The organism is Nitrosopumilus sp., assembly GCF_025699125.1.
Lineage (GTDB): Archaea > Thermoproteota > Nitrososphaeria > Nitrososphaerales > Nitrosopumilaceae > Nitrosopumilus.
Map to the genome: position 1 here is coordinate 427,388 of NZ_JAILWC010000001.1, position 26,303 is coordinate 453,690.

32 protein-coding genes are annotated in these 26,303 nt (G+C 33.1%); 16 read left to right on the forward strand and 16 right to left on the reverse strand.

Annotation, left to right across the window (positions count from 1 at the left end; translation table 11 throughout):
• Positions 1-8 precede the first annotated feature (8 nt).
• Positions 9-434 (forward strand): AbrB/MazE/SpoVT family DNA-binding domain-containing protein, encoded by a 426-nt coding sequence (locus K5783_RS02555; protein WP_297471985.1) that lies wholly within the window; start codon positions 9-11, stop codon positions 432-434.
• The gene (locus K5783_RS02560; protein ID WP_297471986.1) at positions 431-856 is read left to right on the forward strand and encodes a hypothetical protein; all 426 of its coding nucleotides are present in this window, start codon (positions 431-433) and stop codon (positions 854-856) included. Before K5783_RS02555 ends, K5783_RS02560 begins: the two co-directional genes overlap by 4 nt.
• A gap of 25 nt (positions 857-881) precedes the next feature.
• On the opposite strand, the gene phaC is transcribed toward K5783_RS02560, so the two are convergent.
• Together phaC and K5783_RS02570 are read right to left on the reverse strand one after the other, a co-directional pair.
• Positions 882-1,946 (reverse strand): class III poly(R)-hydroxyalkanoic acid synthase subunit PhaC, encoded by a 1,065-nt coding sequence (gene phaC, locus K5783_RS02565; RefSeq protein WP_297471987.1) that lies wholly within the window; start codon positions 1,944-1,946, stop codon positions 882-884.
• A complete protein-coding gene (locus K5783_RS02570) occupies positions 1,936-2,535 on the reverse strand; it encodes a poly(R)-hydroxyalkanoic acid synthase subunit PhaE (protein WP_297471988.1) in 600 nt (199 codons plus the stop codon). Before K5783_RS02570 ends, phaC begins: the two co-directional genes overlap by 11 nt.
• Positions 2,536-2,588: 53 nt before the next feature.
• On the opposite strand from K5783_RS02570, the gene K5783_RS02575 reads away from it, so the two are divergent.
• Both K5783_RS02575 and K5783_RS02580 read left to right on the forward strand, forming a co-directional pair.
• A complete protein-coding gene (locus K5783_RS02575; RefSeq protein ID WP_297471989.1) occupies positions 2,589-2,981 on the forward strand; it encodes a DUF6659 family protein in 393 nt (130 codons plus the stop codon).
• 37 nt (positions 2,982-3,018) lie between these two features.
• Positions 3,019-3,429, forward strand: a complete 411-nt coding sequence (locus tag K5783_RS02580; protein ID WP_297471990.1) for a phosphoribosyltransferase — start codon at positions 3,019-3,021, stop codon at positions 3,427-3,429.
• Here the strand turns inward: K5783_RS02580 and K5783_RS02585 are convergent.
• The 3 genes from K5783_RS02585 to K5783_RS02595 form a co-directional block, all read right to left on the reverse strand.
• A complete protein-coding gene (locus tag K5783_RS02585) occupies positions 3,426-3,722 on the reverse strand; it encodes a hypothetical protein (RefSeq protein ID WP_297471991.1) in 297 nt (98 codons plus the stop codon). The two genes, K5783_RS02580 and K5783_RS02585, sit on opposite strands and share 4 nt — an antisense overlap.
• Positions 3,715-4,626: a TFIIB-type zinc ribbon-containing protein gene (locus K5783_RS02590; RefSeq protein WP_109877209.1), complete on the reverse strand. Its 912-nt coding sequence runs from the start codon at positions 4,624-4,626 to the stop codon at positions 3,715-3,717. Before K5783_RS02590 ends, K5783_RS02585 begins: the two co-directional genes overlap by 8 nt.
• 121 nt (positions 4,627-4,747) lie before the next feature.
• Positions 4,748-6,184, reverse strand: coding sequence for a M57 family metalloprotease (locus K5783_RS02595; RefSeq protein WP_297471992.1), 1,437 nt, complete (start codon positions 6,182-6,184; stop codon positions 4,748-4,750).
• A 105-nt stretch (positions 6,185-6,289) separates the two neighbouring features.
• Here K5783_RS02595 and K5783_RS02600 point away from each other — a divergent pair, with 105 nt between their 5' ends.
• Positions 6,290-6,661: a hypothetical protein gene (locus tag K5783_RS02600; RefSeq protein ID WP_297471993.1), complete on the forward strand. Its 372-nt coding sequence runs from the start codon at positions 6,290-6,292 to the stop codon at positions 6,659-6,661.
• Positions 6,662-6,663: 2 nt separating this feature from the next.
• Here K5783_RS02600 and K5783_RS02605 read toward each other — a convergent pair whose 3' ends face one another.
• Entirely contained in the window at positions 6,664-7,671 is a 1,008-nt protein-coding gene (locus K5783_RS02605) for a biotin--[acetyl-CoA-carboxylase] ligase (RefSeq protein ID WP_297471994.1), read from the reverse strand.
• Positions 7,672-7,708: 37 nt separating this feature from the next.
• A complete protein-coding gene (locus K5783_RS02610) occupies positions 7,709-8,227 on the reverse strand; it encodes a hypothetical protein (protein WP_297471995.1) in 519 nt (172 codons plus the stop codon).
• Between the two features lie 85 nt (positions 8,228-8,312).
• Between K5783_RS02610 and K5783_RS02615 the strand changes: the two genes are divergently transcribed.
• Genes K5783_RS02615 through K5783_RS02625 form a run of 3 tightly spaced genes read left to right on the forward strand, consistent with a single transcriptional unit; the run spans position 8,313 to position 10,334 of the window.
• A complete protein-coding gene (locus K5783_RS02615; RefSeq protein WP_297471996.1) occupies positions 8,313-8,726 on the forward strand; it encodes a CoA-binding protein in 414 nt (137 codons plus the stop codon).
• Positions 8,723-9,085, forward strand: a complete 363-nt coding sequence (locus K5783_RS02620) for a hypothetical protein (protein WP_297471997.1) — start codon at positions 8,723-8,725, stop codon at positions 9,083-9,085. Before K5783_RS02615 ends, K5783_RS02620 begins: the two co-directional genes overlap by 4 nt.
• A 34-nt stretch (positions 9,086-9,119) precedes the next feature.
• Positions 9,120-10,334 carry a redox-regulated ATPase YchF gene (locus K5783_RS02625; protein WP_297471998.1) on the forward strand — a complete coding sequence of 405 codons (1,215 nt, stop codon included), beginning with the start codon at positions 9,120-9,122 and terminating at the stop codon, positions 10,332-10,334.
• 83 nt (positions 10,335-10,417) lie between these two features.
• Here the strand turns inward: K5783_RS02625 and K5783_RS02630 are convergent, their stop codons facing one another.
• On the reverse strand, positions 10,418-11,350 hold the full coding sequence (locus K5783_RS02630) for a cobalamin-binding protein (protein ID WP_297471999.1): 933 nt from the start codon (positions 11,348-11,350) through the stop codon (positions 10,418-10,420).
• Positions 11,351-11,574: 224 nt separating this feature from the next.
• Between K5783_RS02630 and K5783_RS02635 the strand changes: the two genes are divergently transcribed.
• From K5783_RS02635 to K5783_RS02645, 3 genes are all read left to right on the forward strand, one after another.
• On the forward strand, positions 11,575-12,732 hold the full coding sequence (locus tag K5783_RS02635) for an Nre family DNA repair protein (protein WP_297472000.1): 1,158 nt from the start codon (positions 11,575-11,577) through the stop codon (positions 12,730-12,732).
• A 71-nt stretch (positions 12,733-12,803) separates the two neighbouring features.
• Positions 12,804-13,559 carry a DUF432 domain-containing protein gene (locus K5783_RS02640; RefSeq protein WP_297472001.1) on the forward strand — a complete coding sequence of 252 codons (756 nt, stop codon included), beginning with the start codon at positions 12,804-12,806 and terminating at the stop codon, positions 13,557-13,559.
• Positions 13,559-14,383 (forward strand): mechanosensitive ion channel family protein, encoded by an 825-nt coding sequence (locus K5783_RS02645; protein ID WP_297472002.1) that lies wholly within the window; start codon positions 13,559-13,561, stop codon positions 14,381-14,383. The genes K5783_RS02640 and K5783_RS02645 overlap by 1 nt, the downstream gene beginning before the upstream one ends.
• A 5-nt stretch (positions 14,384-14,388) precedes the next feature.
• Here the strand turns inward: K5783_RS02645 and K5783_RS02650 are convergent, their stop codons facing one another.
• The 5 genes from K5783_RS02650 to K5783_RS02670 all read right to left on the reverse strand — a co-directional run bounded on the left by K5783_RS02650 (position 14,389) and on the right by K5783_RS02670 (position 18,010).
• On the reverse strand, positions 14,389-14,673 hold the full coding sequence (locus K5783_RS02650) for a hypothetical protein (RefSeq protein WP_297472003.1): 285 nt from the start codon (positions 14,671-14,673) through the stop codon (positions 14,389-14,391).
• A 108-nt stretch (positions 14,674-14,781) separates the two neighbouring features.
• The gene (gene cysS / locus K5783_RS02655) at positions 14,782-16,170 is read right to left on the reverse strand and encodes a cysteine--tRNA ligase (RefSeq protein ID WP_297472004.1); all 1,389 of its coding nucleotides are present in this window, start codon (positions 16,168-16,170) and stop codon (positions 14,782-14,784) included.
• Positions 16,171-16,172: 2 nt separating this feature from the next.
• Positions 16,173-16,964, reverse strand: coding sequence for an NAD+ synthase (locus K5783_RS02660; protein ID WP_297472005.1), 792 nt, complete (start codon positions 16,962-16,964; stop codon positions 16,173-16,175).
• A 218-nt stretch (positions 16,965-17,182) separates the two neighbouring features.
• On the reverse strand, positions 17,183-17,569 hold the full coding sequence (locus K5783_RS02665; protein WP_297472006.1) for a hypothetical protein: 387 nt from the start codon (positions 17,567-17,569) through the stop codon (positions 17,183-17,185).
• A 138-nt stretch (positions 17,570-17,707) separates the two neighbouring features.
• The gene (locus K5783_RS02670) at positions 17,708-18,010 is read right to left on the reverse strand and encodes a Rieske 2Fe-2S domain-containing protein (protein ID WP_297472007.1); all 303 of its coding nucleotides are present in this window, start codon (positions 18,008-18,010) and stop codon (positions 17,708-17,710) included.
• A gap of 75 nt (positions 18,011-18,085) precedes the next feature.
• Here K5783_RS02670 and K5783_RS02675 point away from each other — a divergent pair, with 75 nt between their 5' ends.
• Genes K5783_RS02675 through K5783_RS02685 form a run of 3 tightly spaced genes read left to right on the forward strand, consistent with a single transcriptional unit; the run spans position 18,086 to position 21,776 of the window.
• The gene (locus K5783_RS02675; RefSeq protein ID WP_297472008.1) at positions 18,086-19,327 is read left to right on the forward strand and encodes an adenosylhomocysteinase; all 1,242 of its coding nucleotides are present in this window, start codon (positions 18,086-18,088) and stop codon (positions 19,325-19,327) included.
• A 38-nt stretch (positions 19,328-19,365) separates the two neighbouring features.
• Entirely contained in the window at positions 19,366-21,024 is a 1,659-nt protein-coding gene (gene metG / locus K5783_RS02680) for a methionine--tRNA ligase (RefSeq protein ID WP_297472009.1), read from the forward strand.
• Positions 21,024-21,776, forward strand: a complete 753-nt coding sequence (locus K5783_RS02685) for a DUF726 domain-containing protein (protein ID WP_297472010.1) — start codon at positions 21,024-21,026, stop codon at positions 21,774-21,776. Before metG ends, K5783_RS02685 begins: the two co-directional genes overlap by 1 nt.
• A gap of 192 nt (positions 21,777-21,968) precedes the next feature.
• Here the strand turns inward: K5783_RS02685 and K5783_RS02690 are convergent, their stop codons facing one another.
• Together K5783_RS02690 and K5783_RS02695 are read right to left on the reverse strand one after the other, a co-directional pair.
• Positions 21,969-22,529: a TATA-box-binding protein gene (locus tag K5783_RS02690; RefSeq protein ID WP_109877190.1), complete on the reverse strand. Its 561-nt coding sequence runs from the start codon at positions 22,527-22,529 to the stop codon at positions 21,969-21,971.
• Positions 22,530-22,550: 21 nt separating this feature from the next.
• On the reverse strand, positions 22,551-23,471 hold the full coding sequence (locus K5783_RS02695) for a TFIIB-type zinc ribbon-containing protein (RefSeq protein ID WP_297472011.1): 921 nt from the start codon (positions 23,469-23,471) through the stop codon (positions 22,551-22,553).
• A gap of 257 nt (positions 23,472-23,728) precedes the next feature.
• Here K5783_RS02695 and K5783_RS02700 point away from each other — a divergent pair, with 257 nt between their 5' ends.
• Positions 23,729-24,649, forward strand: a complete 921-nt coding sequence (locus K5783_RS02700) for an EF-Tu/IF-2/RF-3 family GTPase (protein ID WP_297472012.1) — start codon at positions 23,729-23,731, stop codon at positions 24,647-24,649.
• Positions 24,650-24,683: 34 nt separating this feature from the next.
• A complete protein-coding gene (locus tag K5783_RS02705; RefSeq protein ID WP_366939144.1) occupies positions 24,684-25,214 on the forward strand; it encodes a nicotinamide-nucleotide adenylyltransferase in 531 nt (176 codons plus the stop codon).
• Positions 25,215-25,585: 371 nt separating this feature from the next.
• Here K5783_RS02705 and K5783_RS02710 read toward each other — a convergent pair whose 3' ends face one another.
• On the reverse strand, positions 25,586-25,999 hold the full coding sequence (locus K5783_RS02710) for a hypothetical protein (RefSeq protein ID WP_297472014.1): 414 nt from the start codon (positions 25,997-25,999) through the stop codon (positions 25,586-25,588).
• Positions 26,000-26,303 lie beyond the last annotated feature (304 nt).

Here is a 26,303-nt window from a genome sequence, read left to right on the forward strand (position 1 = left end):
GATTACCTATGACTGGTAATCAAAACCTATACGATCCTAGTGAGATGTTCAAATCTTGGATCCAAAAAAGTGGACGTGCTCAAGCAGAATTTATAAAAAATTTTGGCGCATTGATGACAAATCAGCCTGGTCAAACATTCAATCCATTAGAAACTCTAAAGGGTGTTTCTGAAAGTACTAGAAAAGCTCAATCTAACATTATGGAAAATGTGACATCGATGCAAAACAAAAGCATGGATACCATGTTTAACATTGGACAAATGCTTCCATCCTTTATGAATTGGGGTGCATACAAAACTACCATTAGTAGTAATGGACGAATTTCAATTCCTGAAGCTGAACGTAATGCACTTGGATTGAGTGACGGTGACTTGGTTCAAGTTATCATCTTGCCAATTGCAAAAAAATCAAAAAATAAGGAGGTGAAACAATGAGTAAAAACGAAACAACCGGAAATTCAAAAGATCTATTTTCTACATATCAAGAAAATATAGATAAAATCTTCAATGGTATCAAACAATCCGTACCACAGTATCATCAATCAATTACTAACGTACAACAGGAATACCTACAAGCATATGAAAACATAGTAGATTCAACCATCACACTACAAAAAGAATATGTAAAGAAAGCAGGTATTGCAGCAAATATTCCTGAAACAACACTAAAAGTAATTCATGATACAACTGAAGAATTTGTAAAGGCTACTTCTATACAGAATCAAGTAGCACTTGCAACTATCGATGCAACACAACAAAACATCAAAACATTCAACGATAATGCAAAATCTTTTGCTGACCTAAACAGAAATATTCTACAATCATGGATTTCTGTATTCACTACAAAGAATAACTAGAAAGAATTTTTTTCTTTTTCCTTTTTTATGATCTTTCAGCTAGCCATTGTCCAAGCTCTGGTAATACCTTCTTTTGTGACAATGAACTTGCAATCATTCCCACATGGCCTGTTGGATACATTCTCAATGTTTTATCTTCACTCCCAATAGCATAATGCAAAGGCATACTGCATTCCGGTGATACTAGATGATCTCCTACTGCAACTTGTGTAAATACTGGCATGTCAATTTTTTTTAAATCAATTCTTTGCCCCTGTATGTACATCTTGTTTTGAATCAATAGGTTGTCTTGATAGATGTCTTTAATCCACTGTTTGAATAATTCGCCTGGAATTGGTGGTGTATCTCCTAACCATTTTTCGACTCTTAGAAAATTATCTACAAATTGCTTGTTGTCTATATTTTTAAAAAATTTGACGTATTTTTCTATTCCCTGTTCAAATGGTTTGAGAACTGAAAAACAATAATACATGAACTCTGGAGGCATGTTTCCAATAATTTCTACCATTTTATCTACATCCATATGCTTTGCTAGATTACTAATTACAGTGGTATCTCGCCATCCGTCAATTACCGGTGCAGTAGCAATGTAGTTTTTTACACTTTCTGGATGCAATGATGTGTATGCCGTAGCAATTGTTGCTCCAGTACAATATCCTTGTAATGAAATTTTTTCATTTGATGATTCATTTTTGATATATTCTACATAGGAATCCAAGTATCCGTTTACATAATCATCAAAATCAAGATATTTGTCCATACTAGTTGGTGTTCCCCAATCTAACATGTATACATCGAATCCTTGTTGAAGTAAATTCCTCACCCAACTTTTTTCTGGTTGAATATCTAGTATGTGATATCTGTTAATCAGTGCATATGAAATCAATAATGGTGTTTTATGTTGTTTATCAGTGATTGATCTATAGTGAATTAACCTTGTTTTGTCCATCTCTTGTACTATATCGTGGGGAGTAACTTCTAAAACAATCTCGTCTGGGGCAGATACTAATTTTGGAGCATTTATCACATTCTTACTGAATTTTAAAATCTCTTCAATAATTTTTGGATCAATCTTTGACTCACTTTGCATTTTTCTTCATCTCCCTTTTCTTTAATTCTAATTCTAATTTTGCAACTCTTTTTTTTAATGAATGAATTTCTTTGTATACCTCGTCTATTTCTTCCTTACTTGGTAGATTAACTGATTGCAAAATCACATTTGATATGTTATTCCAATGCTTGGTTAATTCAAGTTCTTTTGATACGAGTTTACCGTAATTCTCTCCAAACTTTGTAGAATCAAACAATTCTGTAAAGTCATTATCAAATATGTCAATCCATATTCTTTTGAATGCTTCTATTTGTTCAACATCTTGAGGAACTTCTGGGGCTTTTAGGTTTACTTTTTTTTGAGCAACTCCCCAAGCTTCTGATAATTGTTTATAGTATTCTGTAAGATATTTGTTAAATTCCATTAAATCTTCATTAATTTCGATTAATTCTGTTGAAATTTTCTTAGAGTTTGAAGCGAATGCTCGCATTGGCCCAATTGATGTTAGAGCTTGAGGTTTACTTGCCATTAAGTGCATTATGTCTGTCCAAAATAATGACAGATGCTTGAATTGATCTGACATTTCTTTACTTATTTCCACTTTGTCCTTAGTTTGCTCTGGCTGCATAGATATACATAATTACAGATCGCAATAAATAGATCGATTATAAATTTAGACTAATGGATAATGCAGAAGAACTTGAAAAAATCTGCCAAAAAATCCTGAAATTAGATCCTATGATGCGTTCAGCCAGAATAATTAACAGCAGGGGTCATCTTGTGGCTGGTGGGATGAAAAAAGGCATCTTTTCACTTGAGGCTCAAAAACAAGATGAAATGATGTTTATGGAACTTGCACTCCGTGTTAGAATGAGACGAGAATTTGATCACGAATTTGGTGAAGTTCATTTCTCAATGTCTTACAGAGAAAAAGTAATTGTAATGAGTTTTCCTCTAAACAATGATGATGTGTTACTCCTATCGTGTGAAAAAAATACTGATTTTGGAAAACTTCCATTTAAAGTTCTTAAAATAATTGACGCACTAAAGAAATCTCCGACAAAAACCTTCTAAGCATAAGTTCTTAATTTGTTATTTTCTAATTATCATCATGACTTTAAAACAAAATGTAGATTGGAATGAAATAGAATCATTGGTGAATATACTTTCAAAAAAAATCGCAAAACTACCTCGTACTTTTTCTACAATCACTACTATTAGTAGAGGTGGATTAATCCCTTCCAGATTATTGGCAGATCAACTTGGGATTGAAAAGATTCTAGTTGATAAAAACAAAATTTCGTCTGATTCCCTATTTGTTGACGATATTTTCGATACTGGTGATACATTTAACAATATTATTCCAAAGGTGGATAATACATCAAAACTTGTTTTTGCAACATTATTTGCAAGACGTGGAAAAAAATATCCGCCACAGTTAATCTATGCTAAAAAGACAAATAATTCTGCATATGTTGTTTTTCCTTGGGATAGATTTGAGTTTAAACGATCACAGAATTAATTCATACACTGAGGGATATTTCCCTCATGTCTTTTTTTGTAATCTGTGATCATTTCTTTTCTTATTTCTTCAAAATTCTCTTCTTCTCTAAATCTAATTCTGGTTGCTTTTGAAACACATTTTTGTTCTAATGCTTCTGATATTGATTTTTTCATGTTATGTGAACCTCCAATTAATAATATTTTCATGGCGGCATGCATCATATAGACTCCTGGTTTTTCCGGAATTTCTAAAAGAACTTGTTGATTGCAATCTAGCCAATCAGACCATTTATTCTCTAGCATTTCAATCATTGAGCATTTTTCTTAATCCTGCACATCTGTTTCTTATGGTAACTTCTGTTACTCCTGATGCTACAGAGATATCTTTCTGGGATTTTACTTCCCCTGTACTGATACAAGCTAGATAAAGCGCTGCTGCTGCAATTCCCATTGGATCTTTTCCTGCAACCATGCCTATTTTTTTTGCTTGATTTAAAATTTCAATTGCCTTTCGTTTGCTTTTCTCACTTAATTCTGCAATGCTTGCAATTCTAGATACTCCTTTAACAGGATCCACTACCGGCATTTTCAATTCCAATTCTCTGAAAATTAATCTATAGCACCTGGCAACATCTTTTCTTCTTATGTTGATTCCTTTTGCGATATCATCTAATGTTCTAGGCGTTTCCGTGTTTCTACATGATGCATAAAGACATGCTGCAACTAATCCTTGAATTGAACGGCCTCGAACTAGTTTTCTCTCCATTGCTTTTCTGTAAATATAAGCTGCCTTTTCAACTACTGCGTCAGTTAATGCAAGTTTATCTTTTAATTTATCCATTTCATTGAGGGCTTGTCTAAGATTTCTGTCTGCAGATGAATGTGCTTGTGTTCTACTATCCCAAGTTCTGAGTCTTTCAATTGAACTCTTTACGCTGGCAGATAATGGCTTTCCTGTAGAATCTTTGTTAGCCGCACCAATTACTGTAGATAATCCCATATCATGCATTGTTAATGATGTTCCTGCTCCTACTCTGGTTCTATTTGTCTCATCATTTGAAAATGAACGCCATTCTGCACCTGTATCTGCAATTTTGTCAGTAACTACAATTCCACATTTGCTACAAAATAATTCGCCTGTATCTTGATCAGTGACCATTTTTTTATTTCCGCAAGATGGGCATTTTGGTCCTGAGATCATTGTATTTTTAAGCATAATAGATTGGTTTGAACAATTACCTTATTATTCATTTTACCTAATTTCTACGGGTTAATTGTGTGTAGGTTAAGCTAATACTTGTTCTAATATTTTAGAACATAATTGTATTTTTTCAAAATTAACTCAACAGACAATATGCATATGATGGTGAATAAGATGGATACATTATGTTTCCTTGATCTACTGTGTGCTTCAAACCTATTGAATGTCCCAATTCATGTGTCATTATAGTTTCAACACTTTTCACATCATACAATTGAAAACTTCCATCACAATTGTAATCTCCCAATGTTACCTCTACAACGCCCTTTCCAAGATGTGCGTGTCCTAAAACCCCCTGTCCTATGTCTCTAACTACCCATGTTACCCATACATTTGCATCGTGTTTTTGGTTTGTTATTTCAAATTTTATTTTCGCTTTTTCATTGTTTGTATTTAATTCCTGTTTCTCCCAAAATGCTAAAGAATTTTGTAATGTGTTAACATGATCTAATGGCAATCCTGTTGGCTGTTCATTGATGAATACCTTGTACAAAATTATGTATGTATCATCAACTATCTCATATGTGGGATCTGGGAAGTTACTTGAGGCCTTTTTAACTTCTGCCTCAAAATTCCATTTGATGTAGTCTCTTAGAAATTTCTTAATTACATCTTTACTTGGATTTGGAAATTCTATGTATCTTTTTTCTTTGGAAATATTATTTGATATGTCTCTTAGATATTTTTCGAACAAATAATATTCATGCTCTATTTGTTCCTGTGACTTTTTATTTTCATCTTGAATGTTTACTATAACTATTCCTTGCTTAATCATATATTGAATTCCTAAAACAAATGCCTCATCATCTATTTCTCCGTCTGCCCACCATCCTGCGTTATTTTTTACCCATTCTGGAATTTCATCTGATACATTTTGTGTTTCTACTGGAGGAATTTGTATTATTTTATTGTCTATGAGATATAGTAATGCCGAAACAAACTCTGCATCATCAATATTTCCTTCAGACCACCATTTTGCTATTGGCTTTACCCATTCTGGAATTGATGCTACGTATTCTTTTTCTAAACCTTTTGGCTTTTCTGTCGGCGTGTACGGATATTTTGAAATAACTTTATCAATGAATTCTTTATAATTTTTAATCACAACACTATTTGGTTTTTCATTATGTGCTCTATTGATATATGAAATAGATTCTTGATATTCTCCTAGATTGCCAAATCCAACACCCATGCCTGTTAATGCAAGGGCATCATTTGGAGAATGTTGCAAAACTCTGAAAAATTGTTTTAATGAATTCATGTGATCCTCAAGATTGCTTTGTGCTATTCCTTTCATCTTCAAGGTGGAAATATTGTTGGGGGCAATCTCTAAAATCTCATCATAGATTGTTATGGCTTGTTTATAATTTCCTTTAACAAAAAGATCTGTTGCCTGATTAAACATTACCTCTGCCTCTTTTCCTGTTTGAGCAAAAGCATCTTCTGTGAGAATTATTGAACTCAATAAAATTATGACTAGGAAATATCTTGTTACCATTGTATTGCTTTTCATGTGTGTCGTTTTAGATATAATCTATTTCTATCTTATACTCTGCATTGCTATTTTAATAGTTAATTTAAGAAAATCTTTAATTTATTCACCGTACCGAATTTTGTATTGGCAAAAGTTGGTGCTGGCGAAATAATCTATGATTTACGAAAAAAAATACAGGACATCAGATCTGATTTGAATCAATTAGGCGTATCTCCCTCTGAAATTCCTGAACTGATTATATCTGCAAACTTGTTACGCTCAAATGAATTTTTATCTAAAACAAATGAAAAGCAATCTGAATTAATCTCTGCTTATGAACAATATTCTGAATCTTTAGAAGAAATGCTTTCATCTGTTTTTGAGATACAAAAAGATCTCAAAGATATACTCAAAGAACAGTCTTCGATGATTTCTCAAAAAAAGACTCAATCAAAAAAGACTCAATCAAAAAAGACTCAATCAAAAAAGACTCAATCAAAAAAGACTAAAAAATAATCTTATTTTGATAAATGAATGATGTCTCCTGCAATTATTTTACTTGTTTTGTTTTTCTCTGATACAATTAATGCTCCATCGTCATCAATTTTTATTGCGTCGCCTTTGATTTTGCCTTCAACTGTATTGAGTTCTACTTTTTTACCGATTGTTGATGATCTTTTTGTCCATTCTTCAATGATATTTTTTGTTTGCTTTGAATTAAGTAACTCATAAATTTTTTCTAATTCTACTAAAAATGTCTGAATCAGCACTTTTGGCTTTACTTTCGTTTTCTGCTCGCTTAATGATGCTACCCCGTAAAAATTGGATGTTCCTTTTAGAGTTTTTTCAATTTGTTTTGTATCTACGTCAAAATTTATCCCAACTCCTAAAACCAAGCTTTCGATTTTGTTTGACTCCAAAGATACATCGACTAGCATACCTGCAACTTTCTTCCCTTTAATTGTCAAATCATTAGGCCATTTTAATTCAGGTGAAATTTTAAATGTTTTTTCAATGGCATAAGATAATGCAAGTGATGATGCTATTGGAAATAATGTTGTGATAGAAATATCAAACTTTGGTTGTAATATTATTGAAAACCAAATGCCCCCTTTTGGTGAAATCCACTTTCTTCCCAATCTGCCTTTTCCTCCTGTTTGTTTTGCTGCAATAATTATTGTACCGTCATTTACAGAATCTTCTGACATTTTTAATGCTTGATTTTGAGTAGAATCTATTGAATCAAAATAATATGCTTTCTTCCCTATCTTTTTTGTTTTTAATCCTGCAGTAATCTCCCATGGTAAAAGAGCGTCTGAATTTGATGTAAGCTTGTAACCTAACTTTTGTTTTGACTCTACCGTATATCCTAACTCTTGAATTTTTTTGATGTGCTTCCATACTGCTACTCTACTGATTCTTAGAACATCGCTCAAATCTTGACCCGATAAATATTCCGTGTTATGTGTCTGCAAAAATGTGAGTACCTTTACTAATCCTGGACTGTCAAACGAATTGTAAATCAATTAACGTCTTTTTTTAATCTCAAGTATAAAATATGAACTAGAATCCAATATCGATGTCGAATCCACCATCATCAGCCCCTCCATCCATACTTCCATCATCCATTCCTGTGTCTGCCCCTTCTGGCATATTTTCTGCTGGAACATAATCTGACATCGCCATCCCCATCATACTGAACATCATTGAAAACATCATCATGTCCATTACTCCAAAGAACATCATTGTTGGTAAAAATGACTTGTTTTCTTCCATGCATTCCTTCATTTTTTCTTTGTCTCCTGTTTTGTAAATTTGAGACATTTGATTCCATTTTGTTTGTAATTCATGCACGCGTTCATCTACCTCTCTTGAACCTTTATCGGTAATATCCATCTCTATTTTTTTCCCCAACCATCCCTTTTTCTCAACTACTTTGATAAGCCCTCTATTCTCTAATTGCTCTAGAATTTTATTGAGTTCTTCAGCTTCAATTTGGGTTGTTTTCTGGATTTTATCAAATTTCTTAATACCATGTTTAATTGCTCCTAGAACTATGAGATCTTTTGGTTCTGTCTCCATCACTGCTTTTCCTTTCTTATGACTAAAAATACTTTGTTTTTCTTAAACTTTCAAAAATTATATTCTGCAAATTTGTGCTATTTTTATGGAACAAGATAAACACACTGATAAACAAATCCATAATTTTCTTTCCATGAGAAAAGTTGCAGTAATTGGCATGTCCAAAAATTCTTCAAAAGCTGCACACTATGTCCCAAAATATCTATTGGAAAATGGGTATGACATAACACCTGTAAATCCCACTTCTGTTGAAATATTGGGTAAAAAATGCTATGACTCTGTTTCCGAAATCGATGGTGATATTGACATTGTAGATATATTCAGACCATCAGATCAGGTTTTGTCTGTAATACAAGATGCGATAAAGAAAAAACCCAAAGTAATTTGGTTACAAGAAGGAATACATAATTCTGAAGCGGAAAACCTGGCAAGAAAAGAAGGAATAGACGTTGTATTCAATAGATGCATGCTGGCAGAACATCAGAGACTGATGAAATGACTTTTGAGAATTTCTATCATGATTTACTTGATTTGGCAAAAAAATATGAGAAACAAAACATTCCTTTAAAGATAGAACAAGATCTTGAAAACAACATCGTCAAAATATTTGGTGAAAAAATTACATCTCTAACAAGAGCACAAAACGGCCTACATGATGTAACTGAGCTTGCATATGCAACAGCTGAACATCATCCCTACTGGAACATTCTTTACAATTCTTCTGAAATTGCAAACAGTGTATTGGATAAGTGGCAAAGTTCCCTATCTGAAGATGATTTATCTGATATTGATTGGGCACTAAAAGAAATAGAGAAAACCTTAGAAAAAATCAAAAATCAAAAACACAATCATTCCTAGGCAAAGATAAATATTCTCAACTGTGAATTATGTCATGCCTATCAAGCTTGGATTAATTGGAAAAACCAATACTGGAAAAACCACTTTCTTTAATTCTGCAACGTTATCCTCTGAAGAAATTTCATCATATCCTTTCACTACTAAATCACCTGTCTCAGGAATTGCACATGCCATCACGTTATGTGTCCATCCTGAATTTAAAATTCAGGATAATCCAAATAATTCAAAATGTCTTGATGGCTGGAGATACATTCCTATTGAATTGATTGATTTGCCTGGATTAATCAAAGACGCGTGGAAAGGCAAGGGGCTTGGAAATCAATTCTTATCAATAGCTGCTCAATCTGATGCTCTTCTTCATGTCGTTGATGCATCTGGAGGGATTGACTCTACAGGAAAAATCTCTGAAGTTGGCACTGGAGATCCAATCTCCGATTTTGCCGATATTGAAGAAGAATTAATCATGTGGTATCATAAAATTTTGGAAGGAAACAGGGAAAAAATATCCAAACTCATTAGAACTGGAACTGACATCTCTGATGCTATCACTGATTTATACCGTGGAATCGGTGTAAACAAGAATCATGTTAAAGAAACATTTTTGGCAACAGGATTGGAAGAAAAAAACTTTGATAATTTTGATATGGTTGATAGCAAGAAATTCACGTCTCACCTGAGAAAAATATCTAAACCTACTTTGATAGTTGCCAACAAAGTTGATGTTGAAGGTGCCGACAAAAACTTTGCAAGATTACGAGAACGCTACAATGATTCTATAGTTATTCCAGTAAGTGGGGATAGTGAATTTAGTCTAAGAAGAGCAGAACAAAAAGGATTGATAAAATATTCTCCTGGTTCTGAACAATTTGAAATCATCAAATCTGAGGATCTTAATGAGAAACAAGTCAACGCACTTAATTTTATCAAAAAAGGAATCATGGGAGAATATATGAGAACAGGGGTTCAATTTGCAATTAATGTTGCAGTATTCAAACTACTGAAAATGAACTCCATTTATCCCGTAGCTGACGAAACGAATCTAACTGACAAAAAGGGTAGGATTCTGCCTGATTTAATTTTACTAAAAGATGGGGCCACCATAAGTGATCTTGCAAAGGAAATCCACACTGATCTCACCAAGGGATTACTTTATGGAAAAGATTTGAGATACAATCTGAGATTACCTGTTGATTATCAATTAAGAGATAGGGACGTTGTATCTCTAGTAAGTGCAGCAAAAAATAACTAGTTTTTTACTTCTCGGTTTTGTTCTCAATACTGTCTCAACAAATACATCTTGATTATCAGTTTAAATGAAAATCTATTCGATCCTTATCTTGACTCTTTTTTTATTCTGAAAAATGCTCCATCAGATACTTTGAGATTTTTGAATTTTTTTGGCTGAATGACTTTGGCTAGAATTTCCAATCCTTCAATTGTTCTAATGCTGGGTTTGCTAAAAAATGAATTTGCATCTACTGCAAATACTTGATTTTCCTTTACTGCTCTAAGTGAATTCCATTTTTGGTCTTTTTTCAGAATATTGTTATATTCTAAAATTGTGCGTTTTGTATCAAAACCGCATGGCATCATGATGATGATATCTGGATCTGCTTTGACTATGTCCAAAAAATCTAAACGATGTGAATGCTCTCCCGTTTTGCTAATCATATTGATTCCTCCTGCAATCTCTATCATCTCTGGAATCCAATGACCTGCAGTGAAAAATGGTTCAATCCATTCTATTGCAAGAACTTTGGGTTTTTCATTTTTGGGACTATTTCTAATATTGTCTATTCTTTTTTCAAGGGATTCTGTAATTTCACTGGCTTTAGACTCTTTACCTAAAATTTTTCCCAATTCTATTACTGATTGAATAATTTCTTGCAAATTATGGGGATCCATTGAGTAAAGAATTGGTTTTGTTTGAAGAATTTGTAGTGCTTTGCTAACTTGATTAGTATGTGCTGCACAGACTTCACATGTTTCTTGAGATATGATCAGATCTGGATCTGCCTTTCTAATTTTCTCTTCATCTATTGTGAAAATATCTTTTCCATCATTTAGTAATCTACATGTCATTGTGTTGATTTGATTACTAGTCAATTCATCTGAATTGATAACGGAATTGATTATTCGTGGTTTTGTTGTTGCATCTTGAGGAAATTTGCATTCATGTGTAACTCCAAACAGATCATTCTGTACGCCAAATTCATATAGTAATTCTGTTGTACTAGGCAAAAATGAGACTATTCTTTTTGGCAATAATGATACGTTATTTTACAAGTTCTTAAATCCAATCTTATCTTATACATATTATGAAACCCCAATCTTGTAGAAATTGTGGCAAGGAACTATGGCAAAATCAAACAATATGTTCTCACTGTGGACGTGAAAGAGAACATGAAGATCCAGAATAGCTGTCATAAACTAACCGTCAATTTTCATTATCAGGCAGGTTAATAGACTCAATTCAGACACAAACTGCAATGTTCTCAGATTCTCAGGAGATTAGACGATCAATTTTGGCAAAATGGCATGAAACACTTTCAAAACACGGTAATCTGTTTTCATCTGATTCAATAAGTGGCACTAGCCCCCCATCTGTTTTTGTTGGTTCCTATAATTATCCTAAAGTCTTTGTTGGACCAATGGTTCCTCCAGTCCATGGCGACACTAGCATACTTGATAATCCTGAAAGATGGAAAGAAAAATCTTTAGAAGATATTGTAAATTTCAGATTAAATCTAGTGCGCGGAATACAAAAGATCTCTGTTGATAAAACTGAAGGAAGATACATTGAAAATCTTCAGGAAGTTGTAATGTCTTCAAAACCCATTGACTCTGATTTGATATTTGAAAAATCCACGTCATCTCATATTTCACTTGATGGAGAAAGTGCACCGTTTGGCCCAACTGGTATTATCCACTCAGCAAAATTTTCAGGAACAACATCTGAAAAATCAATAGAAAAAACATTCTATGATAAGGATATGAAAGCACAAGATGCAGTTTTGAATTTGTATAATTCTGGAATTGAAATTTCAAAGATTCAAAAATGTTTTAGTATTGGAATGCTAGGTCAAAAAAGAAAACTAGTTCCAACTAAATGGAGTATTACTGCAACTGATGACATTATTTCTAAATCTCTGGTTGATGAAATTTTAGATTATTCGATAATTGATTCCTGCAAAATTTTCTCTTATGAACATTTAGGAAACGTTTTCGTCATTGTATTGTTTCCTCATAGATGGATCTATGAAATGATTGAGGCATGGTATTCTAATGGGATATTGGGGTTTGGTTCTGATTACGAGGATGCACGTGGAATTGATCACCCTCCTGCAATTGCTGGTGCTTATTTTGCAGCTAAATTAGGCGTTTTGGAATATTTGGCCAAAAATAAAATTCAATCCGGAGTTGTAATTTTGAGAGAAATACGCCCCGAATATGCTATTCCTGTAGGCGTATGGCAGGTTCGTGAAGGAGTTCGAGAGGCAATGAAACAAAAATCTATACTTGCAGATAATTTTGATGATGCAATATTATTAGCATCAAATAAAATGAGCATTAGTAAATCTGAATGGTTAACAAATGGAAATATTTTGAAATTAATTCATCAGAAAACTTTATCTGACTTTTTTTAAATTTTTTAAATAAAATTTTTTCCAAAATCACATAGGTTAAATCATGGATTTGAAATAAAACAAATGATATTATGAGTCAAATACAACCTGAATCAGTTTTTTCCGATTATGGTATTTACACAATCACTGATAATCTTGAATTGTCTCTTCCTGATATAACTATTAAAATTGATAAAATCGGTGATCATGTTTTTTCATATGTTCGAAAAGACGCTGAAGACAATATTATTAAAAAAATAATTCCTACAAAATCTGAAGATCTAACTATTGAACTGTCTCCGATTAGACCCTTGAATTATCCTGCTAAAAGAACTAGCTATGTCTATTTAGATTTTGAAACTCCTCTTTTTCTGTCTGAAGGTTCTGCTGTTACTGTTTTTGTAAGGTGTCCAATAGAGATAGGTGTATTTTTAGTTCATGATGGCCATAAGGATTCCTTAGACTGCTTTACATGTGACCCTAAAAATTCAAGATTTTGTTTATATGGTGCTCCTGAATCTGGAAATCTTTGTAAATATGCTCTATCTGAAATCGTGGAATCATATGATGATTCTATGCCCTTTCTAAATGGTGTTTTAAAAATTGATATTAAAAATGATTTAGATAAAGGATTGACACTTTCAAAAATTGTTTTTCCTATAACTGGGAACTCAATTTATTACAAAAACTCAAAGGCCATAATTGATTCTTTAAGTGCAATAATGAAGAAAAAACTTACTATCGAAATAATTGATGTAACTTCAAATACAATACAAACTGATTGGATAATGTCTCCAACATTTGAACAAATTGAAAGCATAAAACACATGGATATGGGTGTTGATTAATGGTGTTTGAATTTCTACAAAGTTTAGCTGATGTTGAACTCGTTGGAGGTTTAACACTTCTGTCATTGTTAGTTGGTGGGATAATTATGGGTGTGGGGGTGATAATTGCAAGAACTGTTAAATTATTATTTATGAAATACTATGCGCCAAAACTTCCTCAAGATTCTGCAAAAAACTTTGCAAAACTAATCTATTTTGGAATAATTCTATTATCCTTCTTAGTTTTTACATCTAATACAGGCTTAGATCTTTCTGGTTTGCTTGTTGCAGGCGGAATATTTGGAATAGTGATTGGTTTTGCTACTCAATCCGTAGTTTCCAATTTAATTTCAGGTGTTTTCTTGATGATCGAAAAGCCAGTAAAACAAGGTGATAACATTGAGATTCCGGGTTCAGATGTTTCTGGAACTTTATTGGATATCAGTACTTTTTCGGTTCGTGTGAGAAAATTTGATGGCACTATAGTTAGAATTCCAAATGAATCATTCTTTACATCAAACATTCGCTCTCTTTCTTCCTCTCCTGTAAGAAGAACAGAAGCGGTAGTTGGAATTGCGTATAAAGAAGATATTGATGGTGCTATATCGGTACTTGAGAAGCAAATTCGTAAATCCATGCCATTTGTTTTGATGCTTCCAAAACCTGAATTTCGAATTAAAGAATTGGCAGATTCAAGCGTGAATATAGAAATTCTAGTTTGGCATCCTCGTAATGATTGGGATGCGGTAGGTCCACATTTGCTCAAATTTGCTAAATCTGCATTAGATGATGCTGGAATTGAAATACCCTTCCCTCAGCGTGTAATATGGCAAGCAAAAGAATAGAAAATTTATCTCTCTATGATTTTTGGTTGATTTTTACTTGCTCTTCTTTTCTTAATTAAAGCAAACATAATCATTCCAACATTAATTATGGAAATTATTTCAATTAAATCTACACCATACAAGAACCAATCAATCACTGGATGTATTCTTGATACGAGTCCTGCTTCGAGCATGATATCTGCATTCCATACCATATGTGGAACTTGAATGAATTGAATTATTGCAATTATTATGATACTTCCTAATATTTTATCTTCATACCATTTCCAAAATTTATTCCATGCATTCATATTTTTTTTTAAATTTTAATTCTAATAAACAATGTGAAAATTAGATAGAACTAATTAGACTGGACTAATGATTTCAGGCGTCTTTTTTTAAATTGTCTGAATTATGTTTTAATTGTCATTCTCAATTCGTTCTTTTTTCATCCAGATTGTTTTTCCTTTATGATCAATTAATTCTATGTTCATCTCATTTAGTTTATCACGAATTTTATCTGCTTCTTCAAATTGTTTGTCTTTTCTAAATTTCTCTCTATTTGAAATCAAATTATCAATTTCTTGTTTTTCACTTTCAGTCATTTCTGGAATTGATAGTCCTAAAATTTTCATCATCCTTTCAAGTTCTTTTTTTATGCTTTGTGCATCTTTACTTCCTAGTTTTTCTTCGGCTGCAAGTCTATTGGTTTCTTTTACTAGTTGAAAAAATGCAGATAATGCAAGATGTGTATTCAAATCATCATTTAATGCATTGTCAAAATCGGTGCTTGTTTTATCGATAATTGAATTTATTTCTTCGTCATTTTCACCATGAGCATGAATTAATTCATAATAGCCTGTCTCTACCTGCCTCCATTTTGTTACATTCTCTTTGAGTAGTTCTTCAGAATAATCGATAGGTTTGGAATAGTGTCCTGACAGACAGAATAATCTGATGATGTTTGAGCCCCAGTTCTCTAAAACATGCTTGATTGATTTTATATTCCCTAATGATTTTGACATCTTTTCTCCATTGATGGTAACCATGCCTACATGCATCCAAATTTTTGCAAATGGTGAATCTGTGCATGATTCAGATTGCGCAATCTCATTTTCATGATGCGGAAATATTAGATCACGTCCTCCACCATGGATGTCAAAATTTTCTCCTAGATACTTGATGCTCATAGCAGAACATTCAATATGCCAACCTGGCCTGCCTTTCCCCCATGGACTATCCCATACAGGTTCTGTGTTTGAGAATTTCCATACTGCAAAATCTAAAGGATCATTTTTTGCCTCATCAACTTCTATTCTGGAACCTGATTGTAACTCATCAATTTTTTTCTTTGATAATTTTCCATACTCTGGAAATTTTGAGACTGAAAAATATACTCCATTTTTTGTAGTATATGCAATTTTCTTTTCAATTAGTTTTTCAACAAATTTTATAATGTCGTCAATATGTTCGGTGGCTTTTGGATAGTTTGTTGCACGCTTTACATTTAATCCATCAAAATCTTTGAAATATCTTTCAATGTATTTTGTGCTTATTGCCTCAGCAGTTGTGTTTTCTGAATTCGCACGATTAATTATTTTATCATCTACATCTGTAAAATTCTGGACAAATTCAACTTCTACATTTTTGTTCTCTAAGAACTTCCTTAGTACATCAAAAATTATGATCGTTCTAGCATGACCAATATGTGATTCATCATACACTGTCACTCCACATAAGTAAATTTTCACTTTTTTTGAAATATCTAATTCCTGTTCCGAATTTAATAATGTATTGTGAATCTTCATTTTTAATCTCTGTCGGGCATTGGTGCAGGCAATCTTTTATGTTCGCTGTTTTTATTTTGTGAATATATTTTTTCAACTAATGATTTATCAATTTGAGTCAATTCAGCAGTTTCATCAATTGATTTCTTTTTATCAAATAAACAGTACAGGATAGAATCTATCTCCTCATATGATGCTCCTAATTCTTCTTCTGCCTCATGCTCTTTCCACAAATGAGGGCTGCTTCTTTTTGCAATTACATTCTCAGGAACCCCTAGATATTTTGCAATTTCTCTTACCTGTAATTTGTATAATGAGATGATTGGTGTAATATCTGATGCACCGTCTCCATATTTTGTAAAATATCCTAACAAGTATTCACTTTTATCACTAGATCCTAAAACTAGATAGTTTTTGGAATTTGCGTAGTAGTACAAAATATTAGCTCTGACTCTTGCACGTAGATTTCCCTTTGCCCAATCATTTGGCTCAACGTACATTGAATATTCATTTACAATTGGTTTTATGTCAATAAGCTTGTATTCTATACCTGTCAGTGAAATCATTTTGAGCGCATCCTCTGTTTCAGATTTTGGTGTGATTAATGTGTCTGGCATAATTAGTGCGATTGTTTTTTCTTTGAGTTGTCGTTTACAGAGATAAGCTAAAACTGCTGAATCGATTCCACCACTTAATCCTAAAATTAATCCTTTAACGTGATTTTTTTCTATTTGATCCGATAGAAATTTCTCTAATGTTTGTGTAATTGATGCATAATCTTGATTTTTGATTTCGTTGATAATCTCTTGATTCAATAATTAGTGTTGATTATTTCTGAGGATAAAAATTCTACTTAATTTGAGTGAAAATCAGTTCATTTTGCACATACATCATGCCTTATGCTGAATCACTATTTGTAAATTATAGAAAAATTTGTGTGTCACATAACGCATACTTGGCACAAAGGGAGGTGTGATTCTCTCCCATCTTCATTTGCAGATTAAAAATGACCTGAAATTTTCAGGGATTTGATTTATTGATTTTCTAAAATCTCAAATAATGTTGATGCTATTTCTTCATCTTGGTATTTCAAAATTAATTGATGAATGCCTATTTGAGAATCATCTGTTATGTGAATTGGGGTATAAATCTCTCCATTTCGTGCGGCATATGTTGCCATTTCAATCTGTGATTCATCTGGTGCAATTATGATAAATGTGATTTGTGAACCTCTGCTGTAATCTTCGATGTATCCAAAAATCACCACTTGTTGATAACTGTGTCTTGATTGAGGCTGCTCAAATTTCTCTTCATTTACTGCAATGAATGTTGCACTCTCTAATTCTTCTGCAAATGAAATTTGTGCAAACCCTATCACTATAATTCCAAATAATACTGGAAGAATTACATTACCTGACAATACTCTTGTATAATTTATTGGCATTAAACACTGAGGGAATAATTTGAAGAAACATTGTTCCATTGTGGAATATTTGTTTAATTTTGAGTGAACAGATTGTGCCTGATTTTTAAAATTTATTGGTTGAAAATTGGTATTTTAGATATCGACATAAATCCCGTCATCTCTTGCTTCAACTTTGTATGTCTCTAGTTTGACATCTTTGAGATAGTCTGTCAGTTCTCCTGTTTTGATATTGTAATGCCAAAAATGCAATGGACATTCTACAATGTCTCCCTCTAATTTACCTGGGGCAATTGAACCATCCTGATGAACGCAAAGATCATCTATTGCATGATATCCGTCTTGATTAAACACTGCAATTTGTTTTCCTTCGATTTTGAATGCTTTACCTTTTCCTGCCACAACTTCGCCTTTTTCAGCAATCTTTTTCCAAGTCAATGATTTTCTGACATTTTTGTCATTTATTTAGATTCGCATGATAGAATTTTATAGTCCCATTCAAGGATTTTATTATTGAGCAAAGTAAAGTCCAGCCCTAAATTGATCAAAGAAGGCAAACTATCATACGAATGGGCCAGATCACACATGCAAATTCTTGATAATACTATTAATCGATTCAAAAAATCAAAACCACTGAAAGGTGTAACTCTTGGATTCTGCTTACATATTACAAAGGAGACTTCGGTTTTACTAATGGGTGCAAAAGAACTTGGTGCTACTGTGGCATGTTGTGGTGGGAATCCCTTAACTACACAAGATGATATTGCTGCCTTTTTAGCATCTCAGGGAATTCATGTTTATGCATGGCATGGTCAATCTGTCAAAGAATATGATTGGTGTATTGATCAAGTGTTAAAACACAAACCCACAATCTTGACTGATGATGGGGCTGACATGAACATCAAAGCTCACTTTGATAAGAGATTCAACACCATGAAGATTCTTGGTGCTACTGAAGAAACTACTGCGGGTGTTACCAGAATTAGAGCTGTAGAAAATCAAGGAAAGCTTCGCTATCCTGTAATTTTAGTAAATGAAGCTTACACAAAACATATGTTTGATAATAGATATGGTACTGGACAAAGTACCATCGATGGTTATCTTAGGGCAATGAATTTGCTTATGGCATCAAAACGTGTTGTGGTAATTGGATATGGTTGGGTTGGACGCGGTGTTGCATCACGATTCCAAGGAATGGGTTCCAAGGTAATTGTAACTGAGATTGATCCTGTAAAAGCACTTGAGGCTCATATGGATGGATTTGAAGTCATGCCGATGTCTCAGGCCGCAAAAATCGGTGACATGTTTGTCACATGTACTGGAATGACTAGTGTAATTAGAAAAGAGCATATCTTGCAAATGAAAAACGGTGCAATCATGGGTAATGTTGGCCACTTTGATGTGGAAATTGACAGTAAATTCTTGTTAAAGCAATCAAAATCAGTTAAAGAAGTAAGACCTAATCTTGATGAATGCACTTTGAAAAATGGTAAAGTGGTATATTTGATTGGGCAGGGCCGACTCGCAAACCTGGTTGCAGCAGAAGGACATCCTCCAGAGGTTATGGCGCAATCATTTTCAAATCAAATTTTGTCTGTTCTGTATATTCTTAAAAATCACAACAAAATGGAAAATAAAATTATCAATGTTCCTGAAGAAATTGATAAACAAGTAGCAATTGATGCGCTAGCTGCAATGAATGTTAAAATTGATAAACTCACCCCAGAGCAAGTAAAGTATGCAAATAGCTGGTAAAACTTCTTAACCTCAATACAATTCTTGACAAGTATCTAATGAATAACAAAGCCATAGTTACAAGTGCATTGCCATATGCCAATGGAGAAATTCATTTGGGTCATGTTGCATCCACTTATCTCCCAGCAGATGTCACAACTAGATTCCTAAAACTAAATGGAGTTGAGGCCTACTATGTCTGCGCATCCGATGATTTTGGAACTCCTATTCTGATTCAATCTGAGAAAGAGGGTAAGACTCCTGCAGAATATGTTGCTTATTGGAATAAACGTGATTATGATGATTTTTCAGCATTTAACATACAATTTGATTATTTCTACAAGACTAGTTCTCCAGAAAATATTGCGTTTGTTCAAGAGGTTTTTAAAAAATTAAATGATGCAGGACATATCTATGAGCAAGAAATCATCCAATTCTATTGCAATAATGATAAAAAATTCTTGCCTGATAGATATGTCAAAGGCACATGTCCTTATTGTAAAGCAGAGGATCAATATTCTGATCTTTGTGAAAGTTGTGGTCGAGTGCCTGAGGAGATTACGGATCCTAAATGTTCTCTTTGTGGTCAATTACCAACTAAAGAAAAAACAAAACACTATTTTTTCAAACTCAAAAACTTTGGAGATTCCCTAACTAAATGGCTTGAAGAAAATGAACATCTACAAAAAGATGTTAAAAAATACGTTCAAAATTGGATTAAATCTGGATTGATTGATTGGGATATTACTCGTGATATTCCTTGGGGTGTTCCAGTTCCACTTGACGATGCAAAGGGCAAAGTCTTCTATGGTTGGTTTGATAATCATCTTGCATACATTTCTACTGCATTGAAATTCCTAAACGATAAAGGAATTGATGGAAAAGAGTTTTGGAATTCTGCAGACATTTATCATTTTATTGGGAAAGACATTGTGTATCATCATTATCTTTTCTTACCTGCAATGAGATTGGGAATAAACAGCGAGTACAAATTGCCTGATTACATCCCTACACGAGGACATCTTACTCTTCAAGGAAAGAAAATTTCTAAAAGCAGAAACTGGTATATTGGTTTAAAACAATTTTTAGAATTTTATCCTGCAGATTATCTGAGATATTATCTTGTATCAATTAATCCGTATTCCCAAGATGATTTGAATTTTGATTGGGATGATTTTACAACACGAATTAATTCTGAACTAATTGGGAATCTTGGAAATTTTGTTAATCGTGCATTAGGATTCACCAAAAAAACATTTGATGGAAAAGTTCCAGAAATTGAATCCTTTGATGAAAAAGATTTAGAGGCTGAAGAAAAGATAAAAAACCTTGCATCAGATGTTGGTGGTCTTTTGGAGCAGAATCATCTTGATAGGGCATTAAAGCGAATAATGGAATTCTCATCCTTCTTTAACACATATTTTCAGCACAAAGAACCTTGGAAAAAAGGACCTGGGACTGCAAACTGTGTGTTTCTTTCAGTAAATGCTGCAAGAAGTATTGCGATTGCTCTCTTCCCATTTCTGCCTGAATCTTCACAAAAAATCTGGATTCAGTTGGGGCTAGATGATAACGTTAGTGAATTCTCCTGGAATGATCTCTCTAAATTTGCCATTACTCCTGGACATGTTTTAGGCGATACATCTCCATTATTTGTCAAAGTCGAAGAATCTGATATTGAAAAGCACAAAAAGCAACTTGGATCCTTTGAGAAATAATGAATCCTATCCCACGAATATCTACTAGGGGATACTATGATCTTTCTAATGGCAAAACTCTCAAAACTAATCCATACTATTTGTATCCAAAAAAAGATTTTAAAAAATTAACAAATTCTAAAGAACTCACAATTATGATTCACGGGTTGAGAAATGACCGTGCAGGAGCCGTTGCCAAGGTATTGTTGGCAAAAAATAGATTGCGAAAATTGGGATATTCTCATCCTGTAGTTGGTTTTAGTTATGATTCCAACACAACGGGGGCTCATCTGGTAACACATGCAAAACATGCCCTTGCAGTAGGACAACGCATCGCAAAGAAAAATGGGCGTAATCTTGGGTTGTTTATTGAAGATTTCAAAAGTTCTAGTCCTAACACAAGAATTAGGCTAATGGGCCACTCTTTAGGATCTCAGGTGATATTGAGTACGCTAGAGTATCTTTCAAAAAAGAAACAAAATATTGGGATAATCGAAGCTGTTTATTTTTTTGGCGCTTCAATTACTGAAGATATACCATCTTCTAAAAAATATGGAAAAATTCTTCAAAGCATTGTAAATAAAAAAATTGTTAATCATTTTGCTCCTTCAGATGAGGTTCTAATTTGGGCTGATAATGAGAAATATGTTAAAGGATGTTTGGGCCTAAATGGTGCAATTGGAAACCCTGTCAGTAAATATCATCAAAAATTAGTAAAGCCCAAGAATCATAGATTTGCAAGTTACGCTGAAGTGCTTAAATCATTTCCGTAATTTTGTAAACATGTTAGTGTAGGATGATTCGTACGTCACTCTTTTATACAAAAAATGAATTTCACAACATATTATGAAATCTCATATGCCTTGTTCTGAAAACAATAAATCTATTTTGTACCATTTGCATATTTTAGATGAATTTTGTGACGACTTTGATGATCTTTTAGAGTATCCTTGTTAAACAAGATGTCAATTGTACACCATCAAGTTTTTCTCTTCGAGCAAACTGTGAATTTGATTGACAGAGCGATGAATGTCTTTTTCAATTCTTGCACCCACACAAACTAATTTGCCTGATGCGAAAATCAAAATCACTGTTTTTGGATCAAGCATTCTATGAATCAGTCCTGGGAATTGCTCTGGTTCATACATGCTTCTTGGAAGTGTTCTAGCTGCTTGTTCCAAGTTTACTTTTCCTCCAAGATTAATTGATGATACAATATTTTGAATTGTGACTATGGGCTCATTTTTAATTTTGATTTTCCCCTTTCTTAAATTTTGAACAACAATATTTACTGCTTTGATTGCCATCTCTTCTGATTTGGCACCTGTACAAACCATTTTTCCTGACCCGAAAAGCAATGTGGCAGTTCGAGGAGTTTTAAGTCTGAAAACTGCTCCCGGAAATTGCTCTGGATGATATTCCACATCTGGGAATTTTTTTGTTATATCTACAAGATCTAATTTCTGTTCAATTGTTGCAGATGCTACAACGTTAACAATTGCTATTACTGGCTTGGTTTCTGTCATATCTTTTTGATTATTTCTTGACTATATCTCCGTATCTTGGTCTAATCTGAGACCCTTGTATCTATTTCTAATGGTCACTTCTGTCACATTTGAGGCTTCTGCAATGTCTCTTTGAGTCCTGTCCTCGCCATTTTTTACACATGAAAGGTACAATGCAGCTGCGGCCAATCCCATAGGGTCTTTCCCTGCAGATTCCTCATGATCTCTAGCAATCTGAAGAACTTTAGCTGCATAACGTTTAGTTTTCTCAGAAATATCCAGTTTGCTTGAAATTCTTGCAATGCACTGGATCGGGTTTACCACGGGCATTTTTAGCTCTAACTCTTGATGTAATATTCTATAACACCGTGAAATGTCTTTTTTCTTTATGTTTCCTGCATCTGCAACATCTTTCAGTGTTCTAGGTGTTTCAGTGTCTCTACAAGCTGCATAAAGTGCAGCTGCAATTAAAGCTGAAATTGAACGCCCTCTAACTAATCCTTTTTCTAATGCCTTTCTGTAAATGTATGATGCTTTTTCAATTACTGAATCTGAAAGTGATAATTTGTCTTTTAATGTTGATAACTGACTTAGTGCTTGTCTGAGATTCTTATCTGCTGATGCGTTTACCTTGCTTCTACTGTCCCAAGTTCTTAGTCTTTCAATGGTGCTCTTCATTGATGACGAAAGAGGTTTCCCAGACGCATCCTTGTTCATTGGACTAATAATTGTGGCAAGTCCTCTATCATGCATTGCAAGTGATGTTGGGGCACCTGTTCTTGTTGGATCTGTCCCACCCTCTTTTGAAAATGATCTCCATTCAGGTCCAGAATCCTGAAGTGTCTCTGAAATTACAAATCCGCATTTGCCACAAAATCTTTCTCCTGTAACATCATCTGTTAACATGGATTTCTTTCCACAACGTCTGCAGACACTATCTGCATTGATAATCTCTAAAACCAAAAATATGACCAATATTGTTTACTTTGTTTCCTATAATAACCGACTTATTTTGTAATTTTTCTTAAAAATATCTTTTTTTGATTTTAAAATAGTATTGAAATTGAACTGATTTTTTATGAGTAATGCGCCTGGGGTTTGGATGATATTGCTATATTCCAATTGTGATTATTTTCATTCCTAGTTTCATAATTCATAGAATTCGTGTTATGTATGTATTACAATAACCTACATTAACCCAAATTTTTTACTCAAAACTTATGGTATCATCTGTAAATTTTGTAGTGCTAGGCAAACAAGATATTGCAGCAGAATTTGGAAAAAAAGGAACCGTGACTGATCTGTCATTGTTTGATAGAAAAGAATCTGATATTATCAAAACTTGGGTAACTCCAAGTGGATTTCCAGAAAAAATTCAGCCTCTATTTCAGGCAATTAATTTGGCCGAATATGTAATCTTTCATGTGGATAAATTAGATAGATTCACTGGAGAGCAAATAATTGCATTAGATTCCTTAAAAAAAGAAAAAGGACTTTTATCCCATACGTTTGATATTGATGAATCAAAATTGAATGCAATGATCAAGGGAACTGTTGTTGAAAATTATGCTAAAATTGATCAAGAAAAAATCAAAGAAGAAATGGATAAACTGGAACCTGTTTCCAATGACGACCCACCTGAAATGGTGATTGATCATTGTTTTGATGTCAAGGGTGTTGGAACTGTAATTTTAGGCAAAATAACACATGGAAAAATAAAGCAATATGCTAACTTGAAATTATATCCTGCTGGAATAGACGTGTTGATAAAATCAATTCAAATGCACGATGACCCTGTAGAAGAATCTGTCTGTCCTGCTAGGGTAGGACTTGCAGTAAAGGGCGTAAAACCGGATGAAGTTGGACGAGGAGATGTAATCTCTCACGAAGGGGCAGTAGATGTAAAAACTGAAATTGAACTTGATTTCAAAAAAAATCCTTTTTACAAAAATGAGATTTCAGAAAATCAAGGATGTTTAGTAAATGTTGGACTACAAATCAAAGCTGCAAAATTCATGTCTCTTTCCCCTCTAAAATTAATATTTGAAAAACCAATTGCATGTAAAAAAGGCCAAATTGCAGTAATTCTAAAACCCGAATCCCCAACAATTAGAATTCTTGGAAGCGGAACTATCCAATAGACTGATTTAATTAAATCAAAAACAATTATTCGTTATGCGAGGATTGATGATGGGTAGGTTTCAACCTTTTCATTTTGGACATTTGGATTTAGCAAAACGAATTCTTGATGAGTATGATGAAGTAATTATTGCAATCACTAGTTCTCAGTTTAATTATTTGGAAAAAGATCCTTTTACTGCAGGTGAACGAATTGAGATGATCCATAATTCCCTGAAAGAAGCATCTTTGGATTTATCTCGATGTTTTGTTGTTTCTATAGAAAACCAATTCAATGTGGCAACTTGGTCATCCTATCTAAAATCTGCCTTGCCTCATTTTGATAAAGTGTTTAGTGGAAACAACTATGTTTCAATGATCCTTGCGGATTCTGATATTGAGGTTATGAATCCTATATTTTTAGATAGAAATTTGTACAATGCAACAAAAATTCGTTCAATGATTGTTTCTGATGAAAATTGGAAAGATTATGTCCCAAATGCTGTTTATGAATTACTTACAAAAATTAATGCTAAAAATAGGCTGACAGTAATTTCTAAATCTGACACAAATCCTACTAAACACTAATGGAACCTGTACGTGCTTGTCCTATTTGTCCTAAATGTGGTTCCAAGAGATTTGTCAGGCTGATTGGTGAAAAAGTCACCGTGAAATGTCGTTCCTGTAATAAAATAATTGAAATCTAAATTTTAGTTAATTAAATTGAGTTTGCAAATATTAGAATACGATAAGATTGATGTCCTGCAGAATCAAAATTTTTATTCATTATGCCTCTACAAAGAACGTTATCTGTTCCTATTCTAATTCTGAACATTCTGAATCAATTTTTTGAATATTAAGAATTTTGTATGAACTTAAACCTATTCTTAAGAATATGAAAACATCATAAAATCTGCATCTGTGCTTTTTAAAAAATAAAAAATTATTCTAGATTAGACTCACTCTCTTCTTTTTTCATGAATGTTGTCTATTGATGATGAGTCATAAGAAATTCCTGTTTGCTCATATGAGAAATGGTTTCTCTGATTAGTTCTCTCTTCTAATATCTCAGAACTATTTGAATCATAGTAATCTGCGATTTGACTAAAAGTAACTGGACTACCCGTAACGAAATGAATTCTTACCAGAGATTCCTCATCTATGGATTTAGGATCTTCATGACCCTCTATCCCATAAGCATAAGTATTTTCCAGCATTATTGGAACGTTTAGCAGTAAAATGCTTAACAAAGAAAACATTCCAAAAAGAGCTGCTTTTTTCACGGTGTAACGTTTTGGTCTTTCTACTTCATACTCAATACCAACACATGTTTTGTGTTTTTGGGTTTTGTTCTGATTTTGGTAATTATACATTATTGAGACAATAAAAATAATTCAATTAAATTTCTGTTTGTTTTGTAATTACAAACAATGATCATAGATGCAAAAATCATAATAATTTCAAATTCAATTGAAAAAAATACAATATGCAACTTTAAATTATTATTTTTTAATTTTTTTATAACATCTTATCCTAATTATTGAAATTCATTTTTCAATGATTTTTTCATATTGCTTTACCCAGTATTTTATGTCTCATATAATGTGTGTACTTTTACTACACACAACTAGTTATACTCATACCTTAATAAAAAAAGAATTATCATGCATAGTAAGA

Coding starts and splice junctions, on each gene's coding strand:
- K5783_RS02555 (WP_297471985.1), top strand. CDS start 9: ATGACTGGTAATCAAAACCTATACGATCCTAGTGAGATGTTCAAATCT.
- K5783_RS02560 (WP_297471986.1), top strand. CDS start 431: ATGAGTAAAAACGAAACAACCGGAAATTCAAAAGATCTATTTTCTACA.
- phaC (WP_297471987.1), bottom strand. CDS start 1,946: ATGCAAAGTGAGTCAAAGATTGATCCAAAAATTATTGAAGAGATTTTA.
- K5783_RS02570 (WP_297471988.1), bottom strand. CDS start 2,535: ATGCAGCCAGAGCAAACTAAGGACAAAGTGGAAATAAGTAAAGAAATG.
- K5783_RS02575 (WP_297471989.1), top strand. CDS start 2,589: ATGGATAATGCAGAAGAACTTGAAAAAATCTGCCAAAAAATCCTGAAA.
- K5783_RS02580 (WP_297471990.1), top strand. CDS start 3,019: ATGACTTTAAAACAAAATGTAGATTGGAATGAAATAGAATCATTGGTG.
- K5783_RS02585 (WP_297471991.1), bottom strand. CDS start 3,722: ATGATTGAAATGCTAGAGAATAAATGGTCTGATTGGCTAGATTGCAAT.
- K5783_RS02590 (WP_109877209.1), bottom strand. CDS start 4,626: ATGCTTAAAAATACAATGATCTCAGGACCAAAATGCCCATCTTGCGGA.
- K5783_RS02595 (WP_297471992.1), bottom strand. CDS start 6,184: ATGAAAAGCAATACAATGGTAACAAGATATTTCCTAGTCATAATTTTA.
- K5783_RS02610 (WP_297471995.1), bottom strand. CDS start 8,227: ATGGAGACAGAACCAAAAGATCTCATAGTTCTAGGAGCAATTAAACAT.
- K5783_RS02615 (WP_297471996.1), top strand. CDS start 8,313: ATGGAACAAGATAAACACACTGATAAACAAATCCATAATTTTCTTTCC.
- K5783_RS02620 (WP_297471997.1), top strand. CDS start 8,723: ATGACTTTTGAGAATTTCTATCATGATTTACTTGATTTGGCAAAAAAA.
- K5783_RS02625 (WP_297471998.1), top strand. CDS start 9,120: ATGCCTATCAAGCTTGGATTAATTGGAAAAACCAATACTGGAAAAACC.
- K5783_RS02635 (WP_297472000.1), top strand. CDS start 11,575: ATGTTCTCAGATTCTCAGGAGATTAGACGATCAATTTTGGCAAAATGG.
- K5783_RS02640 (WP_297472001.1), top strand. CDS start 12,804: ATGAGTCAAATACAACCTGAATCAGTTTTTTCCGATTATGGTATTTAC.
- K5783_RS02645 (WP_297472002.1), top strand. CDS start 13,559: ATGGTGTTTGAATTTCTACAAAGTTTAGCTGATGTTGAACTCGTTGGA.
- K5783_RS02650 (WP_297472003.1), bottom strand. CDS start 14,673: ATGAATGCATGGAATAAATTTTGGAAATGGTATGAAGATAAAATATTA.
- cysS (WP_297472004.1), bottom strand. CDS start 16,170: ATGAAGATTCACAATACATTATTAAATTCGGAACAGGAATTAGATATT.
- metG (WP_297472009.1), top strand. CDS start 19,366: ATGAATAACAAAGCCATAGTTACAAGTGCATTGCCATATGCCAATGGA.
- K5783_RS02685 (WP_297472010.1), top strand. CDS start 21,024: ATGAATCCTATCCCACGAATATCTACTAGGGGATACTATGATCTTTCT.
- K5783_RS02690 (WP_109877190.1), bottom strand. CDS start 22,529: ATGACAGAAACCAAGCCAGTAATAGCAATTGTTAACGTTGTAGCATCT.
- K5783_RS02700 (WP_297472012.1), top strand. CDS start 23,729: ATGGTATCATCTGTAAATTTTGTAGTGCTAGGCAAACAAGATATTGCA.
- K5783_RS02705 (WP_366939144.1), top strand. CDS start 24,684: ATGCGAGGATTGATGATGGGTAGGTTTCAACCTTTTCATTTTGGACAT.
- K5783_RS02710 (WP_297472014.1), bottom strand. CDS start 25,999: ATGTATAATTACCAAAATCAGAACAAAACCCAAAAACACAAAACATGT.